The sequence below is a fragment of the Parazoarcus communis SWub3 = DSM 12120 genome, assembly GCF_003226565.1.
GTDB classification, from domain to species: domain Bacteria; phylum Pseudomonadota; class Gammaproteobacteria; order Burkholderiales; family Rhodocyclaceae; genus Parazoarcus; species Parazoarcus communis.
In genome coordinates this window covers 88,453-106,954 of record NZ_QKOE01000004.1, presented here as the reverse complement: position 1 = coordinate 106,954, position 18,502 = coordinate 88,453, and the positions used below count along the sequence as shown (strand labels likewise).

Genomic DNA, 18,502 nt, shown 5'->3' with positions numbered 1-18,502 from the left:
TCCACGCCCACTGCTGCCTGCCCTTGGTCAAGCTGACAGAGATGTAATCCGGCCGTCAGCGTGGCGTCGGGGCCGCAGCCCTCGCATCCACGCCATGGAGCGCCTGCAGGATGGTGTGCACCGCCTGTACACGAACCGGCGTGGGCAGGTTTCGATTGGCCAGGAAGACCACGCCTGTACGCTGCGCGGGCACAAACACGACGTAAGCACCAAACCCGTTCGTCGCCCCAGTCTTGTTGAACAGACGATCCTCCGCAGCCGGCGATGGCGGCTGCAGACGGACGGCAGGCTGTGCCTCCAGCACGATCTGGGCGGCATTCCCCGCCTGCAGTTGTGCCAGCGACACCGGATAAGGATAGTGCTCCCAGCCCAGCCCCTGGGTCATCGCTTCGATCTGAACATAGCCCATTCGGGTGGCGCGCATTGCGCGTACCAGCGCGGCATCCACCTCGATATTGCCCAGTTGGGCATCGACAAAGCGCAGCAGGTCGGCAGCGCTGGACTTCACACCATAGGCTTCGGCATCGAACACGCCAGGACGGACCCGCAAGGGACGGCCCTCCCTGTCGTGGCCCCAGGCGTAATCGGCCAGACGATCGACCGGAACAGCGTAATGGCTGTCCTTCATCGCCAGCGGAGCAAACACCCGCTGCATCATCGCATCCTCAAACGCCTGCCCCAGACTTTGTGCCGCCAGGTGTCCGAACAAGCCGAGGCTGGGGTTGGAGTACAAGCGATGGGAGCCAGGTTCGTAGCTCGCCTGCCAGCCGCGATAGTAGCGGACCATCCCCGCCTCGTCCTTGACCTCGTCCGGGAACTGCAGGGGCAGGCCACCTGCCGTGTAGGTACCAAGCTGGAGCACGGTGATATGGTCAAAGCGACTTCCCGCCAGGGCCGGTAGATGCCGGCTGGCCGGATCCTCGAGCTCCAGCGCCGCCTCTTCGGCAGCCAGCGCAACCAAGGTGGCAGTGAAGGTCTTGCTCAGCGAACCGATCTCGAACAAGGTGTGTTCGGAAACCGCAGCCCCGCCCTCGAGCGCCGTCACACCATGGTTGAAGTAGTACTGCTGCCCCGCCACGCTCACCGCAACAGCGACACCGGGTACATCATGGGCCTGCATCAGCGGACGAACCACGCCGTCGACAACGCCTGCGAGCCGTTCGGTGACATCAGGCGTGCCCACAGCCGCAAATTGGCCGGCACACACCGGGGCAAGACAGAGCATCAACGCAAACCCGCTGAAGCACTTGCTGAGACCTGCATTCATTGCTGTTGACCTTCCCATCATGGCAAGGAAGAGACTGTAGCAGCCGGTGCGGTACCGGTCATTTCGCAAGGAGAGCATCATGCAGGTGTTTCAGGTTCGGGGCGTACGCTGTGGCGGCTGCGCGAGCAAGATCGTCGATCGGATCAAGGCCGCCGATCCGTCGGCCATGGTGGAGATCGACATTTCGGCCGGCAAGCTTACCGTCGAATCCGGCCTGGTGGCGGACGCGCTCATCCACATCATTGGCGAAGCCGGTTATCCAGCCACCCCCCATGCATGACACGCTTGACCTTCCAATGACAGGAAGGTCTAAGCTTCAATTGTCCACCATCGTCCTGAGGTCATTTCCATGAATGCGATCGCCCCGGCAGCCGGCAAGGTGTGGGCACTGCAGGTTGGAGGCATGAGCTGCGCATCCTGCGTCGCCCATGTCGAAAAGGCACTGCTGAAGGTCAGCGGCGTCAGTTCCGCCAGTGTCAATCTCGCCAGCGAAACCGCAACCGTCACCGCGGCCCCCGAGGTCGGCTTTGCCGTGCTGGCCGAAGCGGTTGAGAAGGCCGGCTATACGGTACGACGCGACACCCTGACCCTGGACATCGAGGGCATGAGCTGCGCGGCCTGTGTCGGTCGGGTGGAGCGGGTGCTGCGCCGGGTTCCGGGGGTGATCGACGCCAATGTCAATCTGGCGGCGCACCGTGCCACGATCCAGACCATTGGCAAGGTACCGGTCGCGTCCCTGGTTGCCAGCATCGCCAAGGCCGGCTTTGGTGCCCGCCCAAGCGCAGAAGTCAGTGAGGACCGGCGTGCGGCAGACGCTGCGGCAGAGCGCGCACAACTGCAGCGGGCGGTATGGATCGCAGCCCTGCTGACCCTGCCGGTGTTCGTGCTGGAGATGGGCTCGCACCTGATTCCGGGCATGCACGACTGGGTCATGCACCATATCGGTCACCGCGAAAGCCAATGGCTGCAGTTCGTGCTGACTTCAGCCGTGCTGTTCGGTCCCGGCCTGCGCTTTTTCAAGAAGGGCGTGCCCGCGCTGCTGCGCGGCGCCCCCGACATGAACGCGCTGGTGGCCATGGGCACCAGCGCCGCGTGGGGATACTCGGTCGTCGCCACCTTTCTGCCCGGCGTGCTGCCCGAGGGCACGGTCAATGTCTATTACGAGGCGGCCGCCGTCATCGTCACCCTGATCCTGATTGGTCGCCTGCTCGAAGCACGTGCCCGGGGCCGCACCAGCGAGGCCATCCAGCGGCTGATGCGCATCCAGCCGCGTACCGCGCGGGTGGTGCGCGATGCCCCCCCTGCCGAACTGCCCATCGAGCAGATCGTGGTCGGCGACATCCTGGATGTCCGCCCCGGTGACAAGATCGCGGTCGATGGAGAGGTCACTGAGGGCACGTCCTTCGTTGACGAGTCGATGATCACTGGCGAGCCCTTGCCGGTCGAAAAATCCACGGGCAGCCGCGTCGTCGGTGGCACCCTGAACAGCCGCGGCGCCTTCCGTTTCCGAGCCACCCAGGTCGGCGGCGACACGGTGCTGGCGCAGATCATCCACATGGTGGAAGCGGCTCAGGGCGCCAAACTGCCGATCCAGGCCCTGGTCGACAAGGTGACCATGGTATTCGTACCGGTGGTGATGGGCGTTGCCCTGCTGACGTTTCTCATCTGGCTGGTGTCTGGGCCGGCCCCGGCGCTCAGTTTCGCACTGGTCAATGCGGTTGCGGTGCTGATCGTCGCCTGCCCGTGCGCCATGGGGCTCGCCACGCCGACCTCGATCATGGTTGCCACCGGCCGTGCAGCACAGCTGGGCATTCTGTTTCGCCAGGGCAACGCCCTGCAGTTGCTGCGTGACGCGGGCGTGGTGGCACTGGACAAGACCGGCACCCTGACGCTGGGGCGGCCGACGCTGACCGACCTGGACACCACGGATGGCTTCAGCCGCAATCAGGTGCTGGCCCTGATTGCGGCGGTCGAACGCCGCTCCGAGCACCCGATCGCCGAGGCCATCGTTGCCGCAGCCGCAGCGACGGGTCTCGAGCTGGATGAGGCAGACGGCTTCGAGGCCAGCGCAGGGTACGGTGTGCGCGCCATTGTTGGCGGGCGCCGGGTCGAGATCGGCGCCGACCGCCTGATGCAGCAGCTCGGGCTGGATCTGGGCGTATTTGCCGCCACCGCCGAGCGCCTGGGCGACGAAGGCAAGAGCCCACTGTATGCCGCAATCGACGGCCGGCTGGCCGCCATCATCGCGGTTGCCGACCCGCTCAAGCCGACCTCGGTCGAGGCGGTACGGGCACTGCATGCAATGGGACTGAAAGTGGCGATGATCACCGGCGACAATGCCCGCACCGCGCAAGCCATTGCCCGCCAGGCCGGGATCGACGAGGTGATTGCGCAAGTGCTGCCGGATGGCAAGGTGGCCGCGCTGCAACAGTTGCGCCAACAGGCCACCCGCCGTGTCGCCTTTGTCGGCGACGGCATCAACGATGCGCCCGCCCTGGCCGAAGCCGATGTGGGAATCGCCATTGGTACCGGCACCGATGTCGCCATCGAGAGTGCCGATGTGGTGCTGATGTCCGGCGACCTCAAAGGCGTGGCACGCGCCATCGCGCTGTCTCGGGCAACGATGCGCAATATCCGCCAGAACCTGTTCTGGGCCTTCGCCTACAACACCGCGCTGATTCCGCTGGCTGCCGGTGTCTTCTACCCGGCCTACGGCGCCCTGCTGTCACCGGTGTTTGCTGCCGCAGCCATGTCGATGTCGAGCGTGTTCGTGCTCGGCAACGCCTTGCGCCTGCGCTACTTCGACGCAAGGGAGGCCTGACCCGATGAACATCGGCAAAGCGGCCGACGCCTCAGGCGTATCGGCCAAGATGATCCGCTACTACGAGTCGATCGGCCTGATTCCTGCGGCACATCGCACCGCCTCAGGCTATCGCGACTATACCGACGACGACGTCCACGTGCTGCAGTTCATCCGCCGCGCCCGCGATCTCGGCTTTGCCGTCGAGCACATTGGCGAACTGCTCGCCCTATGGCGGGATCAGGGTCGGGCAAGCGCAGACGTCAAGCGCATTGCGCTAAATCACGTTCAAGTGCTTGAGCGCAAGATCGCCGAACTTCAAGGCATGGTTGCCACCCTGCGCACCCTGGCCGAACGCTGCCACGGCGACGACCGGCCCGACTGCCCGATTCTGGCCGACCTCGACGCCCCCGCCCCAAGCTGTCCAGAGTGCCATCCTGCTCCAGCGAGACGCCGCTTCGGCAAGCCCTGAGGCACGGGCTCCGGACGAAGTACAAGCGCCAGATTACAAGCTTGTAATCCCCGCCTCAGCATGCGGTAAGGGGCTTCGCTGCAAGATGGCGGCACCATGATCGCTGCGACGGATTGACACCGTTGCCGTCGCCTGCAACAGGAGCCGCCCTTGAACAGATCCGTCGCCCTCGCAGCCCTGACCCTCGCCGGGCTGCTGCCCCCCGCAGCGGCCGGCGCCAACGTGGCATACGATCCGGATGTGCCGGTGCCGCCCCCTTTCTACACGCCACTGCCCCAGCGTGTTGCCCCACCGGCAGTGCTGGGCGAACGTGGCTGGCGCGACGCGAACGATCAGGTCGGCGCCATGTCCCGCGGCCATATCGACATTCTCAAGTGGGAGGCCGCCAACCAGCCCCCCTCGACAGCAGCTCCAGCACCTGGGCAACCCGCAGCGTTCCGCGACCTGTTGCGCAGTGCATTGAGCAACCGCCCGGCGCTCTTTGCCAGCATCGACTTGAACACGATCGAGCGCGCCCGCGCCGACATCGCCGTGGTGGAGTTTGCCCGCGATCTGGAACTGGCGTGGATCGACGCCATTGCTGCGCGGCAGGCACTGGCACTGGCAACAAGGGAAGTGGATATTGCCGGCGTTGCGGCCGAACTGGCACTACGCATGGTGCAGGTGGGCAACTGGGGACAGGACCGTCTGCTGCGCGAACAGCTCGCACAACACGAGGCCGGACAGGCACTGGCGCGCGCGCGCCAGGCAGACAACTCGGCCACCGAGGCCCTGATCCGGTGGCTCGGCAGCTGGGGAGAGAACGCGGCACCGACCTTGCCGGACAGTCTGCCCGCACCGCCCCTTGCCACGCCGCCTGAAGCCGATCTCGAAGCCCGCGCACTGCGTCAGCACCCGCAACTCAGCCTGAGCCGCTATGCCAGCGAGCAGGCCGCGCGTGGCCTGAGCCAACGTGCCCGCGACGACTGGAAGCAAGCCGTCGAGGCCGCACTGGGCGCCTTGGCTCCCGATACAGATGACCCGGGACACGCTGGGCCCCGAGCCCTCACCGCCCCCGTGCTTGACCGACGCCATACCGTTTTCAGCCACGACGCCGAGCGGGCAGCACGACTCGACGCAGAAGCCCACACCCTTGCGGTGACCATCCGCTCGCAGGTCCGCGAGGCCTATCACCAGTATCGCCTTACCCACGAACTCGCGCTGGCCGCCGCGGACGCTCACCGCCTTGCCCGTGCGGCTCAGGAAGAGACCCTGCTGCGCTACAACGGCATGCTCAAAAGCACCTGGGACCTGCTTATCGCCGCGCGCGCACGACTCGCCAGCGAGGCTGCCGCAATCATGGCGCAACGCGACTTCTGGCGCGCGCACGCCCAGCTCCAGGCCGTGCTGGCTGGCGGCAACTACACAGGTGCCGACGCCGTCGGCAGCGCCGGAAAATCCACCAACGCTTCGGCCGGAGGTCACTGAACCCATGGACAGACGTCGATTCCTCGGCCATGCCACCCTCGGCGCCGTCGCCGCAGCCAGTGTCAGCAGGGTTGCAATAGCCGCCCTGCCCGAACCGGCGATCCAGCACTCGGCGCAAACTGCCCCGCCGCTGACACCCCCCAGCGGCCGCCCCTACAACCCGGTCGTCACGCTCAATGGCTGGACGGCACCGTGGCGCATGAACCAGGGCGTCAAGGAGTTTCACCTTGTCGCCGAACCCGTCGAACGCGAGATTGCACCGGGCATGGTGGCGCGCCTTTGGGGCTACAACGGTCAATCGCCCGGTCCCACCATCGAAGTGGTCGAAGGCGACCGGGTACGCCTATTTGTCACCAACCGCCTGCCCGAGCACACCTCGGTGCACTGGCATGGCCAGCGCCTGCCCAACGGCATGGACGGCGTTGGCGGCCTGACTCAACCCCAGATTCCGCCGGGCAAAACCTTCGTCTATGAATTCACCGCCCGCCGGCCCGGCACCTTCATGTATCACCCGCACGCCGACGAGATGGTTCAGATGGCCATGGGCATGATGGGCTTCTGGGTCACCCATCCACGCCAGCGTCACCCCCACATCAGCGATGCCGATCGGGATTTCTGCTTCCTCCTCAACGCCTTCGATATCGATCCGGGCAGCCTGGTGCCGAAGGTCAACACAATGACCGACTTCAACCTGTGGACCTGGAACAGCCGGGCCTTTCCCGGTATCGACACCCTGAACGTACGCAAGGGTGACCGCGTAAGGGTTCGGGTCGGCAACCTGACCATGACCAATCATCCCATCCATATCCACGGCCACGAGTTCGAGGTTACCGGTACCGATGGTGGGCCCACGCGGCCAGAGTCGCGCTGGCCGGAAGTCACCACCGACATCGCGGTCGGCCAGATGCGCCAGATCGAATTCATTGCCGACGAGGAAGGCGACTGGGCAATGCATTGCCACAAGTCACACCACACCATGAACCCGATGGGTCATGACGTCCCCACCCTGATCGGCATCGACCATCGTGGTCTGGTCGGCCGCATCCATCAGGCGGAACCCGAATACATGGTAATGGGCGAGCGCGGCATGGCTGACATGGGCGAAATGGAAATGCCCCTGCCCGAACAGACCCTGCCGATGATGACCGGCCAGGGGCCGTTTGGTGCAATCGAGATGGGCGGCATGTTTACCGTGCTGAAGGTCAGGCGAGACCAGAAACCGGGCGACTATTCCGACCCGGGCTGGTTCAAGCACCCCGCCGGCACCGTGGCGCATGAGTGGCACGGGGCGATCGGCGAACCCGCACGCAAGGACACCGATGGCAAACCAGCTCAGCCGGCAACGGAGCTCGACGTCCGCAAGCCGGATACGCATGGACATCATGGGCACTGAGCAGGACGCGCAGACCGTCCTTACCCCCTTCGCGAGCACACCAGCATGAGCCGACGTCTCTTTTTCATTCAATGCCTCACCCTCGGCCTCACCTTGACCAGTCAGAGCCTGCTGGCGCACGGCCCCGCGTCACACGCCCAGAAACCCCTGATCAGGGAACAACAACCGTGGGGAATTGCCGGCGATGCAACTGAGGTCCAGCGTGAAATTCCCATCAGGATGACCGATGCCATGCGGTTTGAACCCGATCGAGTCGAGATCCGTTTGGGCGAGACCATCCGCTTCGTTCACAACAACACCGGCAAAGTCATGCACGAGATGGTGATCGGCACCCAGGCGGCCCTTGCCGAACATGCAGAGATGATGCTCAAGTTTCCCGGCATGGAACATGACGAACCGTGGATGGCGCATGTCGAACCGGGCGGCACCGGCGAGATCATCTGGACCTTCAACCGCATCGGCGAGTTCGAGTTTGCCTGCCTGATTCCAGGACATTTTCAGGCAGGCATGGTAGGACAGCTGATCGTCAGATAAACCCGCAGATGACACCAATGTCATCCGTACGTCAGCTTGCCGTTTCCCTCCCTGAACCATACTTCAACGCACACCCAGCGAACACGAGGCTACTCACATGCGCACTCGCCACACCCTCTCCCTGCTCGCGGCTCTGGCTGCATTCACCAGTCACGCTGCCCTCGCCACCGACAGTCATGCCGGACACCATGCTCCCGCCGCCAACAGTGCACCTGCCAGTTCGGCACTAGCCGAGGGTACGGTAAAGAAGGTCGACAAGGGTGCGGGCAAGATCACCATCAGTCATGGCCCGATCGCTGCACTCGACATGCCGCCGATGACCATGGTGTTCCGCGCTGCAGACCCGGCAATGCTGGACACGCTCAAAAGTGGCGACAAGATCCGGTTCGCGGCGGATCGCATTGGCGGCGTGTATACGGTAACGGTGCTGGAACTCGCGCCCTGAGCCTGTCACCCCGCCTGCCTGACAAGGCTCGACCACCTCCCGGGTCGCCACCAGGCAACTGCCAGACCCCCGCCACAAACGACACCTGCGGGCGTCTCCAAAACAACAATATGCCCCGAGGTGGCTGCGATGAAGCACTGCGCCGGATACAGCGCCGTCTCCCGCCGATTGGCCCAAGTCTGCGTTCTCCTGCTGACGCTGAGTAGCAGTCCAGCACAAGCCGAGGTCGCGCTTGGCGCTTCGCTGCCCGAGTTGCTCAGCTACGCCCGCCAGCACAATCCGGCGCTGGCCGCCGAGCGTGCGGAAACCGAGGCCACACATGCACGCGCAGAAGCCGCTGGAACGCTGCCCGATCCGAGCTTCCAGATCGAGTTGATGGATGTCACCAACTCGATGCGCGGAGGCGGTACCACGATACTACCGGGTCAGGTCGGCGAAACCCGCTACCGCATCGTCCAGCCCCTGCCCGCCTGGGGCAAGCGCGAACTCGACAGTCGCGCAGCACAGACCCGCGCCGAGCGCGCGGAGGCGACCCAGGCGCAAACCTGGTTGAATCTGGCCGCAGAGATCAAGACCGCATGGCTGCGCTACTACGCTGCCGACCGCGAACAGATGTTGAATGACGATGCATTGGCGCTGCTGCAAGCACTGGAGGACACCACGCTGACGCGCTATCGCCTGGGTCTGGCACCGCAGCAAGCGGTGCTGCGCACGCAGCGTGAGATCACCGGTCGACGTCTGGCCAGCATCACCATCGCGCAACGACGTCAAGCCGCACAAGCCGCGCTCAACGCACTGCTATCCCGCCCAGCCAGCAGTGCCCTGGCTTTGCCGCTCGACCCGCCGGCACTGCCCAGGCTTCAGCCCTACGCCGGCCTGCTGGACATCGCGCGGGCCACCAGTCCTGCATTGGCGGCCGAAGCCCACGCCGTTGAAGTTGCACAGCTTGAACGCGACCGCACCCGACGCGATCGCTACCCCGACTTCAGCATCGGCCTCACCAACAACCAACCCAGGGGGGGTGACGCTTCATGGGATCTGATGCTGGAGATGATGATTCCCCTGCAGCAGTCCGCACGCCGCGCCCGCGAGCGTGAGGCCGCACACCTGCTGGACGCCGCCGATGCCCGTCGTACGGCCGCAATGGCAAGCCTGGAAGGCGAACTCGGCCGGGCCCACGCCGCCTATCTGGCGGGACGCGAAAGCCTGAACCTGCTCATGGCAAGCCTGCTGCCACAAGCGACGGCAACCCGGGATGCAGCGCGCAACGCCTTCGCCAACAACCGGGTCGACTTCGATACGGTTCTGGAGGCGGAAGAACAGTTGATCGCCACCCGGATTCAGATACTCGAAACCGAAGTCGCCACCCGGCTGGCACTGGTAGAACTCGAAAAAATCGTGGGAGAACTGCAGTGAAACCCCCGGTAAGGCACTTCATCGCAGCGATAGCGCTGATCCTGGCGGTCGCCAGTGGCTACTGGATCGGATCCGGCCAGCGCCACGAGCCGGTCTCGGGAAGTCTCGGCAGCACACTGCCAACGGGCACAGCGGCGTCACAGGACGAACGCCCTGTCCTTTACTATCGGAATCCCATGGGCTTGCCCGACACTTCGCCGATACCCAAGAAAGACTCAATGGGCATGGACTACATCCCGGTCTATGCCGACGATACGCCAGATGATCGTGGCGTGGTCAGCGTCAGTCCAGCGCGAGTGCAGTTGCTGGGCGTCAAGACTGCTATCGCCGAACAAGGCCCGCTCGACGCCCCGCTACGCGCAGTCGGGCGTATCGAGCTCAACGAACGCTCGGTTGTCGATGTTGCACCCCGTTTCGAAGGCTGGGTCGAGCGCCTCCATGTGAATGCAGTAGGCGATCCAGTGCGCCGGGGACAAGCACTGTTCACCACTTACAGCCCCGAATTGCAATCCGCAAACGAGGACCTGCGCATTGCCGAGCGCCTGCGCCGCGACAGTTCGGCAAATGGTACGGCTGGCGATCCCATGACTGCAGATGCGGCGGCACGGCTGGCAGATGCCGCACGAGAACGCCTGCGCAACTGGGAAGCTCCCGCTCCACGCAACAGCAGCGGAGACGCCGCCCCCGCGCGCCAGACCTTCCACGCCCCGGCGAACGGCTTCGTGCTGGAAAAGAACATCGTGCAGGGCTCGCGTTTCATGCCAGGTGACGCGCTTTACCGCATTGCCGATCTCTCTACCGTATGGGTCATTGCCGACATCTTCGAGCAGGACCTTGGCCGCGTCCATGTCGGGCAGTCGGCAAGCGTCTCCGTCGATGCCTTTCCAGGTCGCCATTTCACCGCCAAAGTTGCGTATCTCTATCCCACCGTCAGCATCACAAGCCGCAGCACCGCATTGCGCCTGGAGCTGGACAACCGGGACGGCGCCCTGCGCCCCGGCATGTTCGCCCACGTCGAACTGGACACCGGCCCAGCCAGAGCACGCCTGCTGGTGCCGGGTTCGGCGGTGATCGATGACGGTGATCGTCAAGTCGTGCTGCTCGCGCTTGATGAGGGTCGGTTCAAGCCACAAGCGGTCAAGTTGGGTCAGCGCGGCAGAAACGACGTCGAGATACTCGAGGGACTCGAGGCTGGCGATCGCGTGGTGGTCTCCGCCAACTTCCTGATTGATTCGGAGAGCAGTCTGCGCGCCGCCCTGGCAAACCTGGTCTCCGCCGAAGCGGCGCCCTCACCGACCTATCGTACCCGCGGCACATTCGACGCCTACGATGAAGCTGCCGGCACCGTCACCCTGGCCCACGAAGCCATCCCCGAGCTGCAATGGCCGGAAATGACCATGGAGTTCAGGCTCGCGGCTCCGGAGGTCGCAGCCGGATTCGCACCGGGAAGCAAAATCCATTTCACGTTCCAGGCGGGTGAACCGGGTGAATACATCGTCACCCGTATCGAGGCGAGGGAGACCAGCGCCGACGCGCTACCAGCACGCGCCGCCTCAAGTCCTGACAGGACGCCCCCACCAGCCAGCCCACGTCCCGACGCGCACGGAGGCCACTGAGATGCTGGGTCGCATCATCGACTGGTCTGCGCGCAACGTCTTTCTCGTGGTACTGGGAACCTTGTTCCTGATCGGCGGGGGGCTATACGCGGTCAAGCATACGCCGCTGGACGCCCTGCCCGATCTTTCCGATGTGCAGGTGATTGTCTATACCGACTATCCCGGCCAGGCGCCGCAAGTCGTCGAGGATCAGGTCACCTATCCGCTCACCACATCGATGCTGGCCGTGCCACGAGCCAAGGTAGTCCGCGGCTTCTCGATGTTCGGTGCGTCCTATGTCTATGTGATTTTCGAGGACGGCACCGATATCTACTGGGCACGCTCGCGTGTGCTCGAGTACCTCAGCACCGCCGCCGGGCGCCTGCCTGCCGGGGTGGCACCACAGATCGGTCCGGACGCCACTGGCGTCGGCTGGGTCTTCCAATACGCGATCACCGGCCAAGGAATGTCACTTGCCGACACCCGTAGCCTGCAGGACTGGTTCGTGCGCTACCAGCTGACTCAGGCCGAGGGCGTGTCCGAAGTCGCCAGCATTGGAGGCTTCGTCCGCGAGTACCAGGTCACCGTCGATCCGCGTCGCCTGGCGGGCTACGGCATCGGGCTTGACGAGGTCGGCAAGGCGATTCGAGAGGCTAACCGCGATGTCGGCGGACGGGTCGTCGAAATGGCGGAACGCGAGTTCATGGTGCGCGGTCGGGGTTATCTGCGCAGCGCGGCCGACATTGGCGACCTGGTGCTGAGAAGTACGAACGGGACACCCGTACGCATCGCCGACATCGGACGGGTCGAACTGGTGCCTGCCGAACGCCGCGGCATTGCCGAGCTCAATGGCGAAGGAGAAGTCGCCTCCGGTATCGTCATGGCACGCTTCGGCCAGAACGCGCTCGACGTGATCGCCGGGATCAAGGACAAGATTGCCGAGATCACGCCTGGTTTGCCCGAGGGGGCCGAGATCGTGCCGGTATACGACCGCTCGACACTGATCGAACGAGCGATCGACAACCTGAAATGGACCCTGCTCGAGGAAAGTCTGATCGTCGCGGTCGTCTGTGCGATCTTCCTGCTCCACGTGCGTAGCGCCCTGGTGGCCGTGGTGACCCTGCCGCTGGGCATCCTGATCGCCTTCATCGCCATGCGTGCGATGGATCTGGGGTCGAACATCATGAGCCTGGGCGGCATCGCCATCGCGATCGGCACCATGGTCGATGCCGGCATCGTCATGGTCGAGAACGCGCACAAGCGTCTCGAACGCCTGCCTGCCGACGCCAGCGCCGCCCAGCGCCGGGACACGCTGATCCACGCCTGCAAGGAAGTCGGACCCGCCCTGTTCTTTTCGCTGCTGATCATCATGGTGTCCTTTCTGCCGGTGTTTACGCTGGAAGGCCAGGAGGGCAGGCTGTTTTCCCCGCTGGCCTACACCAAAACCTTCGCGATGGCAGGGGCGGCCATGCTGTCGGTCACGCTGATCCCGGTGCTGATGCTCTTCTTCGTGCGCGGTCGCATCGTTCCGGAAAACCGCAACCCGGTGAACCGCGCGCTGATGCAGGCTTACCGGCCCTTGATCCGCGGCGTGATGCAGCACAAGCTGATGACCATATTGCTGGCGCTGGTTGCCCTTGTTCTTACGATCATCCCGGCGCGTCAGATCGGGTCGGAGTTCATGCCCACACTCGACGAGGGCGCCATTTTTTACATGCCAGCTGCACTACCGGGCATGTCGGTGACCGAAGCGGGGCGTCTGCTCGCCACGACCAATCGCATCATCAAGACCTTTCCCGAAGTGGAATCCGTTTATGGCAAGGCCGGCCGGGCAAACACCGCCACCGACCCAGCTCCCCTGGAGATGTTCGAGACGGTGATCAACCTCAAGCCACGATCCGAGTGGCGCCCCGGACTGACGGTCGACGCGCTGATCGCCGAAATGGATGCGGCGCTCAAGTTTCCTGGTCTGGCCAACTCCTGGACCATGCCGATCAAGGCACGCATCGACATGCTGTCCACCGGCATCCGCACCCCGGTCGGTGTCAAGGTGTTCGGTAAGGACCTGGAAACCCTCGAGAAAGTCGCCAAGGACGTGGAATCCGTGGTGCGCGCTGTTCCCGGCACCTCCAGCGCCTACGCCGAACGCGTTGCCGGGGGCTACTACCTCGACATCGAGCCGCGCCGTGACCAGCTCGCACGCTATGGGCTTTCCGTGGATCAGGTACTGGATGTGGTCGCCACCGCGCTCGGCGGTGACCGGGTGACCACAACGGTAGAGGGTCTGGAACGCTATAACGTCACCGTGCGCTATCCGCGTGGCTTGCGCGAGGATCCCCAGCGCATCGCGAGCGAAGTCTATGTGCCCACCACCAGCGGCGCGATTCCGCTGGGCCAGCTCACCAACATCAGCCTGCAGCGCGGTGCCCCCGCCATCCGCACCGAAAACGCCCTGCTCGCCGCCTACGTCTATGTCGACACCCGCGAACCCGACATCGGCCGCTTCGTGCGTGCCGCACAGGCGGCCGTGGCTGGGGAAGTGCGCTTCCCGCCGGGCTACTACACGACATGGAGCGGTCAGTTCGAAAACATGGAGCGCGCCCGCGAGAGACTACAAATCGTGCTACCCCTCACGCTGGCGCTGATCTTCGTACTCCTTTACCTCAACTTCCGGCGTCTGCCCGAAACACTGATCGTCATGTTGTCGGTGCCTTTCGCACTGATCGGCGGTATCTGGCTGATGTGGTGGCTGGACTATCAGATGAGCGTGGCCGTGGCAGTCGGTTTCATCGCACTGGCGGGTGTCGCGGCAGAGACCGGAGTCATCATGTTGATCTATCTCGATCACGCGTGGGCAGCGGTCAGGGCCCGGTGCGCTCAAGCAGGCCGCTCGCCGACGACCGGTGAGCTGTACGAGGCGGTCATGGAGGGTGCGGTCGAGCGTGTACGCCCGAAAATGATGACTGTGGTCACCATCATGGCGGGCCTGCTGCCCATCATGTGGAGCACCGGAACCGGCAGCGAGGTCATGAGCCGCATCGCAGCACCCATGGTCGGCGGCATGCTCTCATCAACCATCCTGACCCTGGCAGTGATTCCTGCACTTTATGCCCTCGTGAAGCAATGGGAATTGCGTCGTGAGCCCGGTATCACGCCCTCAACGTCATCGCGTACTGCCTGACCGAGCAAGCTTGACGCCGCAGTCATCGACGAGTGAGATTTACTCACCCATCAGATGATATTTGATCGTTTGTTGCATTGCAGCATCCTCGCTACAGTAACAACACCCCCGATGCACGGGGACAACGCGAGGAAGCGCACCATGGAACAGAATCGAGAACAGATCGAAACCGTGATCGAAAACGCCCGTCAGCGTCGCAGCCAGGAAACCGGCCCCTTGCTGGTCAGCGCACTTCAGGCCACCGTCAAGTGGCTGGCCAGCCTGGGCAAGAGCGTGCGCGACGGCGTCCGTGCCGGCCACGGCCACGCCGCACATAACTGAGCCAGCGTCATCAGGCTGGTGCTGCCGGACAGACACTGGCAGCCGCTTGCTCCAGCATCCAGGCGCGGAATGCGGCGACTTCCGGTCGATCGGCAACGGTCTCGGGCGTCACCAGATAGTAGGCGTAGTGGTGGGTGATCGACCGTTCGAACGGCGCCACCAACCGCCCTGCAGCGACCTCGGACGACACCAGCGGTCGTGACAGCAAGGCCACCCCAAGGCCGTCGAGCGCAGCGGTGATGGCCAGACCCGAATGCGCAAAATAGGGCCCCGCTGCTGCATCCACTCCGCTCACGCCAGCCAGGCGCAACCACTCCGCCCAACTCGGGCGCTCACGCACATTCTGGATCGTGTGGTCGTGAATCAGGGTGTGATAACGCAGGTGTGCAGGTTCACGCAGGGGGAGCTTGGCCCGCAGCAAGGCCGGGCTGCACATCGGGGTGAAATCCGGCGTAAACAGCAACTCCACGCGGTGGCCGGGATACTTGCCGGTACCGTAGCGGACCCAGATCTCGGGCATGTCGGCCGACGCATGCCTGTCCTCTCCCACCCCGGCTCCCAGGGTACTGCCGTCGATGGTGCGCAGCGAACCCGAGAGCAGCAACTCGATATGGGGATGTTGGCTGGAGAACGCCTGCAACCGCGGCAGCAGCCAGTGCGAAGCAAAGGACGGCGGTGCCACCACCGCCAGCCTGCGTGCCGGCCCCAGGCTGCGCACTGCAGCCACTGCCGACTTGAAGCAGTCCATGCCCTCGCGCAGCTTGGGCAACATCGCCTCGCCCTCGGCGGTCAGTTCAAGCGCGCGCGGCAGACGATGAAACAGGCTCACGCCGAGATGTCCCTCCAGACCACGGATCTGGTGGCTGATCGCCGTTGGCGTCACCGACAGCTCTTCGGCCGCACGCTTGAAGCTCAGATGACGCGCGGCGGCTTCGAAGGCCCGGAGTGCATTGAGCGGAGGCAGATGAACCGACATATGGATGAGTAATTCTTATCTGACAGGTGACAAAACGTCGTTTGTTGCATTGCAACATGCCCGTTACAGTAGCACTACATCCACAGAATGGGTGCACATCTCCAAACATATGCCACCCGCAGCCAGGAGTCACCAAATGAATCAGCTGTCCGAAAACGAAATCCTGCGCGAAGCTCATGCGCTACGCGCCCGCTATATCAGAACGACCGCCTTCCGCCTGTGGCGCTGGATCAGCGCCAGAATCACGCATCGCACGTCCACCGCCGGCACGCTGGCTCATCGCTGAAACGTCAGCCCGGCCGGGCAAGCGGCAAGCCAGCTCGTTCCCCCGGTCACACCTCAGGCAGCCGCCCTTGCCGGCACCACGGGCGCCTCGCGGATGGGTAGATTCACCACCGCTGCGAACAGTGCCAGCGCCATGTCTGCGTACCACATCCAGGTGAAATCACCGTGTGCGGTCACCGCCAGACCACCGAGCCAGGCGCCCAGAAACCCCCCGATCTGATGTGACAGCAGCGTCAGGCCGAACAGCGTGGCCAGGTAGCGAATGCCGAACAGCTTGCCGACAATGGTCGCTGTTGGAGGCACGGTTGCCAGCCAGGTAAACCCCAGGCCGGCAGCAAACAGGTAAAAGGTCAGATCTGTCTTTGGTGCAAGCAGGTACAAGGCGATCAGCACCGCGCGAGAGCCATACATGGCTGCCAGCACATGCTTGCTGCGGTACTTGCCGACACAGGATCCGGCGTACAGGCTGCCAAAGATGTTGGCCAGGCCAATGATCGCCAGCGACCAGCTTGCCACCGAAGGTGGCAGACCGCACAGATCCACTTCGCCCGGCAGATGGGTTACCAGAAACGCGATGTGAAAACCGCAGGTGAAGAAGCCGGCATGCAGCAACAGATAGCTGCGATCCTTGACCGCATTGCGCAATGCCTGCATCACCCCGCCGTCTCCGTCATGGTGCACGACTGCCGCCTTTTTCGGCCCGGCCACCTTGCGCACCAGTGGCAGGGCCAGCAGCGTCAGCGCGGCCATCGACCACATCGCCCCCATCCAGCCCAGGGTCTGGATCAGCTTTTGTGCAATCGGCGCAAACACGAACTGCCCGAATGAGCCCCCGGCGTTGATCACCCCCGAGGCCGCACCGCGTGCCTCCGGCGGCAGGCGCTGTGCTGCCGCCCCCATCAGCACCGAGAAGCTGGCAACCCCCGAGCCCATCGCCATCAGCAGCCCCATCGTAAACATCAGCCCGAAACCCGACTCGATGAAGGGCGTCACCGCGCCACCCAACGCCAGCAACACAATGCCGGCAATCAGCACCGCGCCGGGGCCGTAGCGGTCGGCAGCCATACCGGCCAGCGGTTGTACCGCGCCCCAGACGAACTGACCGATCGCCAGCGCAAAGCTGATGGTGGCAATGCCCAATCCGGTGGTGGTGTTCAGCGGACTGACGAACAAACCCTGGGACTGACGCACCCCCATGGTGATCGCCAGCAGGCCGGCTGCAGCAAGGGTGATGAAGAGGACATCGGGTCTGCGCAATACATGAAACATGAGGGTCTGCCGGAAATATGACAATTCAGGATCGAGAACTGGAGCATAGTTGCCGTAACCGATACCGAAAAGCCCATAATGCGATGCATCACGTCAACGGATCATTGACATATGGCTTGGTTAAGCAGTTGGGAGAGTTTCATAAGGGTCGTCGAATGCGGCAGCATGGCCGCGGCTGCGCGCCTGCTAGGTTGCACCCGGGCACAGATCAGCAAGCAAGTTGGTGAGCTGGAGCGCGTTTTCGGTGCCCGCCTGATCGAGCGCAATAGCCGCAAACTGCATCTGACGCCGGCTGGCGAGATCTTTCTGCAGCATGCGCGACGCGCGCTGGAGGAAGTCCAGCGTACCGAACTGGCCGTGCGCAACCTTGGCGACGCACCTCGCGGCACCCTGCGCATCAGCGCTGCAGTCGGCTTTGGACGCCGCTACATTGCACCATTGCTGCCGGATATCGTCGCCCGCCACCCCGAACTGGAGTGCGAACTGATCCTCAACGACGATCTGGTCGATCTCTCCGAGGACAACATCGACCTCGCCCTGCGCATGACCAAGGCGCCACCGGAAGACGCCATCGCCCGCAAGCTCTGCGACCTGGAGCGCGTCATCTGCGGCGCACCAGCCTACGTGGCACGCCAGGGCCTGCCACTGACCCCTCAGGACCTGCTCCATCACCAGTGCTTCAGCTACCTGACCCGTGATCAAGGGATCTGGCGGCTACGCAGCCGCGACGGTCAGGAAACCGACATCCCGGTCCGTGCCCGCTTTCAGCACAATAACAGCGACTGCATCCTGGAGGCCGTCCTGCAAGGTCATGGCCTGGCCATCCTGCCCACCTATGTCTGCGGAGAGGCACTGGCAGACGGGCGGCTGCTCACCGTCCTGGACGACTACACCCTCGACTCGGTCTTCGGCCGCCACCTTTACGCCTGCTACACCCCCAGCCGCGTCCGCCTACCCAAGGTGCGCGTATTTCTGGAAGCACTTGAAAACCTGTTTCAGCCCATGCCTCCCTGGAGCGTTCTCCATGAATCTGGCTAAGCTGGCGTGAGTTCGCTCACACGGACGCACACCTCCGTTTGCT

16 protein-coding genes are annotated in these 18,502 nt (G+C 64.0%); 13 read left to right on the top strand and 3 right to left on the bottom strand.

Annotated elements, in window-relative coordinates; genetic code table 11:
- Nucleotides 1–55: 55 nt before the first annotated feature.
- Complete coding sequence (gene ampC, locus DNK49_RS07520; protein ID WP_165843290.1) at nucleotides 56–1,267, bottom strand: class C beta-lactamase; 1,212 nt, start codon at nucleotides 1,265–1,267, stop codon at nucleotides 56–58.
- Between the two features lie 79 nt (nucleotides 1,268–1,346).
- Here ampC and DNK49_RS07515 point away from each other — a divergent pair, with 79 nt between their 5' ends.
- The 11 genes from DNK49_RS07515 (at nucleotide 1,347) to DNK49_RS07465 (ending at nucleotide 14,891) form a co-directional block, all read left to right on the top strand.
- A complete protein-coding gene (locus tag DNK49_RS07515; RefSeq protein WP_110523725.1) occupies nucleotides 1,347–1,547 on the top strand; it encodes a heavy-metal-associated domain-containing protein in 201 nt (66 codons plus the stop codon).
- 69 nt (nucleotides 1,548–1,616) lie between these two features.
- On the top strand, nucleotides 1,617–4,088 hold the full coding sequence (locus DNK49_RS07510; RefSeq protein WP_110523724.1) for a heavy metal translocating P-type ATPase: 2,472 nt from the start codon (nucleotides 1,617–1,619) through the stop codon (nucleotides 4,086–4,088).
- A 4-nt stretch (nucleotides 4,089–4,092) separates the two neighbouring features.
- Nucleotides 4,093–4,539, top strand: coding sequence for a Cu(I)-responsive transcriptional regulator (cueR, locus tag DNK49_RS07505; protein ID WP_110523723.1), 447 nt, complete (start codon nucleotides 4,093–4,095; stop codon nucleotides 4,537–4,539).
- 150 nt (nucleotides 4,540–4,689) lie between these two features.
- Nucleotides 4,690–6,006 carry a TolC family protein gene (locus DNK49_RS07500; protein ID WP_207806916.1) on the top strand — a complete coding sequence of 439 codons (1,317 nt, stop codon included), beginning with the start codon at nucleotides 4,690–4,692 and terminating at the stop codon, nucleotides 6,004–6,006.
- 4 nt (nucleotides 6,007–6,010) lie between these two features.
- The gene (locus DNK49_RS07495) at nucleotides 6,011–7,399 is read left to right on the top strand and encodes a multicopper oxidase family protein (protein WP_110523722.1); all 1,389 of its coding nucleotides are present in this window, start codon (nucleotides 6,011–6,013) and stop codon (nucleotides 7,397–7,399) included.
- 45 nt (nucleotides 7,400–7,444) lie between these two features.
- Nucleotides 7,445–7,933 carry a cupredoxin domain-containing protein gene (locus tag DNK49_RS07490; protein WP_110523721.1) on the top strand — a complete coding sequence of 163 codons (489 nt, stop codon included), beginning with the start codon at nucleotides 7,445–7,447 and terminating at the stop codon, nucleotides 7,931–7,933.
- Between the two features lie 97 nt (nucleotides 7,934–8,030).
- Nucleotides 8,031–8,378 (top strand): copper-binding protein, encoded by a 348-nt coding sequence (locus tag DNK49_RS07485; protein ID WP_110523720.1) that lies wholly within the window; start codon nucleotides 8,031–8,033, stop codon nucleotides 8,376–8,378.
- 129 nt (nucleotides 8,379–8,507) lie between these two features.
- Nucleotides 8,508–9,794, top strand: coding sequence for a TolC family protein (locus DNK49_RS07480; protein ID WP_110523719.1), 1,287 nt, complete (start codon nucleotides 8,508–8,510; stop codon nucleotides 9,792–9,794).
- Nucleotides 9,791–11,410 (top strand): efflux RND transporter periplasmic adaptor subunit, encoded by a 1,620-nt coding sequence (locus DNK49_RS07475; protein ID WP_110523718.1) that lies wholly within the window; start codon nucleotides 9,791–9,793, stop codon nucleotides 11,408–11,410. The genes DNK49_RS07480 and DNK49_RS07475 overlap by 4 nt, the downstream gene beginning before the upstream one ends.
- 1 nt (nucleotide 11,411) lies before the next feature.
- A complete protein-coding gene (locus DNK49_RS07470; protein WP_110523717.1) occupies nucleotides 11,412–14,570 on the top strand; it encodes an efflux RND transporter permease subunit in 3,159 nt (1,052 codons plus the stop codon).
- A 141-nt stretch (nucleotides 14,571–14,711) separates the two neighbouring features.
- Entirely contained in the window at nucleotides 14,712–14,891 is a 180-nt protein-coding gene (locus DNK49_RS07465) for a hypothetical protein (protein WP_110523716.1), read from the top strand.
- Between the two features lie 10 nt (nucleotides 14,892–14,901).
- Here the strand turns inward: DNK49_RS07465 and gcvA are convergent, their stop codons facing one another.
- Nucleotides 14,902–15,867, bottom strand: a complete 966-nt coding sequence (gene gcvA / locus DNK49_RS07460) for a transcriptional regulator GcvA (RefSeq protein ID WP_110523715.1) — start codon at nucleotides 15,865–15,867, stop codon at nucleotides 14,902–14,904.
- Between the two features lie 136 nt (nucleotides 15,868–16,003).
- On the opposite strand from gcvA, the gene DNK49_RS24080 reads away from it, so the two are divergent.
- Nucleotides 16,004–16,153 carry an RSP_7527 family protein gene (locus tag DNK49_RS24080; protein ID WP_165843289.1) on the top strand — a complete coding sequence of 50 codons (150 nt, stop codon included), beginning with the start codon at nucleotides 16,004–16,006 and terminating at the stop codon, nucleotides 16,151–16,153.
- A 53-nt stretch (nucleotides 16,154–16,206) separates the two neighbouring features.
- On the opposite strand, the gene DNK49_RS07455 is transcribed toward DNK49_RS24080, so the two are convergent.
- Entirely contained in the window at nucleotides 16,207–17,421 is a 1,215-nt protein-coding gene (locus tag DNK49_RS07455) for an MFS transporter (protein ID WP_110523714.1), read from the bottom strand.
- 165 nt (nucleotides 17,422–17,586) lie between these two features.
- On the opposite strand from DNK49_RS07455, the gene DNK49_RS07450 reads away from it, so the two are divergent.
- On the top strand, nucleotides 17,587–18,459 hold the full coding sequence (locus tag DNK49_RS07450) for a LysR family transcriptional regulator (RefSeq protein ID WP_243632268.1): 873 nt from the start codon (nucleotides 17,587–17,589) through the stop codon (nucleotides 18,457–18,459).
- Nucleotides 18,460–18,502: the final 43 nt, after the last annotated feature.

Excerpts from the sequence above, each read along its gene's own strand:
- ampC (WP_165843290.1), bottom strand. The coding sequence starts at position 1,267 with ATGAATGCAGGTCTCAGCAAGTGCTTCAGCGGGTTTGCGTTGATGCTC.
- DNK49_RS07515 (WP_110523725.1), top strand. The coding sequence starts at position 1,347 with ATGCAGGTGTTTCAGGTTCGGGGCGTACGCTGTGGCGGCTGCGCGAGC.
- DNK49_RS07510 (WP_110523724.1), top strand. The coding sequence starts at position 1,617 with ATGAATGCGATCGCCCCGGCAGCCGGCAAGGTGTGGGCACTGCAGGTT.
- cueR (WP_110523723.1), top strand. The coding sequence starts at position 4,093 with ATGAACATCGGCAAAGCGGCCGACGCCTCAGGCGTATCGGCCAAGATG.
- DNK49_RS07495 (WP_110523722.1), top strand. The coding sequence starts at position 6,011 with ATGGACAGACGTCGATTCCTCGGCCATGCCACCCTCGGCGCCGTCGCC.
- DNK49_RS07490 (WP_110523721.1), top strand. The coding sequence starts at position 7,445 with ATGAGCCGACGTCTCTTTTTCATTCAATGCCTCACCCTCGGCCTCACC.
- DNK49_RS07485 (WP_110523720.1), top strand. The coding sequence starts at position 8,031 with ATGCGCACTCGCCACACCCTCTCCCTGCTCGCGGCTCTGGCTGCATTC.
- DNK49_RS07480 (WP_110523719.1), top strand. The coding sequence starts at position 8,508 with ATGAAGCACTGCGCCGGATACAGCGCCGTCTCCCGCCGATTGGCCCAA.
- DNK49_RS07470 (WP_110523717.1), top strand. The coding sequence starts at position 11,412 with ATGCTGGGTCGCATCATCGACTGGTCTGCGCGCAACGTCTTTCTCGTG.
- DNK49_RS07465 (WP_110523716.1), top strand. The coding sequence starts at position 14,712 with ATGGAACAGAATCGAGAACAGATCGAAACCGTGATCGAAAACGCCCGT.
- gcvA (WP_110523715.1), bottom strand. The coding sequence starts at position 15,867 with ATGTCGGTTCATCTGCCTCCGCTCAATGCACTCCGGGCCTTCGAAGCC.
- DNK49_RS24080 (WP_165843289.1), top strand. The coding sequence starts at position 16,004 with ATGAATCAGCTGTCCGAAAACGAAATCCTGCGCGAAGCTCATGCGCTA.
- DNK49_RS07455 (WP_110523714.1), bottom strand. The coding sequence starts at position 17,421 with ATGTTTCATGTATTGCGCAGACCCGATGTCCTCTTCATCACCCTTGCT.
- DNK49_RS07450 (WP_243632268.1), top strand. The coding sequence starts at position 17,587 with ATGGCCGCGGCTGCGCGCCTGCTAGGTTGCACCCGGGCACAGATCAGC.